The following is a 1,304-nucleotide window of genomic DNA, read 5'->3' on the forward strand; positions in this document are numbered from 1 at the left end:
ATTTGTGAATTAAATCAATTATGGCGATGAATTACAAGGGGTTAAATGCTGCCGCAGCATAGCGATATTGAAATAGCCTGGTATGCTTCGATACAGCAGGAGCCGAATGGCTGGAAGACCGCCACCACACAGTTCTACATCCAGGAATTCAGTGAGTATATTGCGCCACTGCAGGATGCTGTAGATCTGGAAATCGCAACGGAGGAAGAAAGATCGTTGCTGGAGGCATGGAATAAATATCGGGTATTGTTGAATCGTGTTGATACATCAACTGCACCGATATTGAGTGGCCTGCAAATCCTGTCAGGGAGTAATCATTGGGATTATGCCGCAGACACGTCGTATGCAGGAACGTGCTGCGGTTAGTTTGTGAGCTTTCGATAGTGGTTGTTATTTTTGCCCTTATTTGTTCCGGAGGCCATGGTTCAATGGTCCGTCTGCCCCCTGTGGTGATGTCAGCAAAATCAGCCACTGCGCGAACCACAATAGCCCGGGAAGATGCTGAAGATCACCAGGTAAAGCTGTCAGCGCAGAAACTGGAAGAACTGCTCGCATCAATGGTTAAGGATGAGGTTGATCGCAATGATGGGATTTATTGACGTCAGCGAGAGCAGAAGGAAGAACTGAATAACCTGAATGATTTACGCTCAATCAGAGCGATGATGATTGGCAGTAATTAGCGGTCAATTTCGGTTTTTTTGGCTGTGCGCTCCCCGCCCAGCATTGCGCGTCAATTAGCCCCCAAAAAAACGAAAAAGTTACAATCAAGTAAAAAATTCCTTCTGCAAAACTAAAAAAGATTTCAATAAAATCAGACAGTTAAAAACATAAAAAAAGGTACAAAAAAAACATCTCAAAGTCTTGTTTTTTGCTTCAAATACAATTGGTTATTGTGTTTTTTGAAACCTACCAGTCTGGTACATGGATATCGATACCACCGCCAATTATAAGCTGGGCGGTGCACAGCAACATGATAGCGTATGCCTCGATCCGTGGGTGTTTATGTTCTCAGCAGGATATCGTTTTTAATTCCGCACAAAAACGACCCCGTAATATACGGGGTCAATAAGGACATGGCATAAAGGGTAATGCTGCCAACTTACTGATTTAGTGTATGATGGTGATTTTAAGGTGCTTGCGTGGCTTCCATTTCCATCAGATGTCCTTCCTGCTCCGCTACTGAAGGCGTGGTGCGTAACGGCAAAAGCACTGCCGGACATCAGCGCTATCTCTGCTCTCATTGCCGTAAAACATGGCAACTACAGTTCACTTACACCGCCTCTCAGCCCGGTACGCACCAGAAA

General features: G+C 44.9%; 1 protein-coding gene and 3 pseudogenes. All 4 read left to right on the forward strand.

From position 1 onward, the window contains the following. The first annotated feature begins 45 nt into the window (after positions 1–45). Positions 46–314 (forward strand): annotated as a pseudogene (locus tag BGK49_RS14850) (tail fiber assembly protein). 96 nt (positions 315–410) lie between these two features. Further along, positions 411–680: pseudogene (locus BGK49_RS31705) on the forward strand (DUF4376 domain-containing protein); the annotation flags it as partial. Between the two features lie 223 nt (positions 681–903). Next, positions 904–1,029 (forward strand): annotated as a pseudogene (locus tag BGK49_RS27375) (OmpW family outer membrane protein); the annotation flags it as partial. Between the two features lie 110 nt (positions 1,030–1,139). Beyond that, positions 1,140–1,304: IS1 family transposase (locus BGK49_RS27380; RefSeq protein WP_047664789.1), on the forward strand; the 165-nt coding region annotated here is incomplete at its 3' end.

It is taken from the genome of Shigella sp. FC1544 (genome assembly GCF_001722145.1).
Lineage (GTDB): Bacteria > Pseudomonadota > Gammaproteobacteria > Enterobacterales > Enterobacteriaceae > Escherichia > Escherichia coli.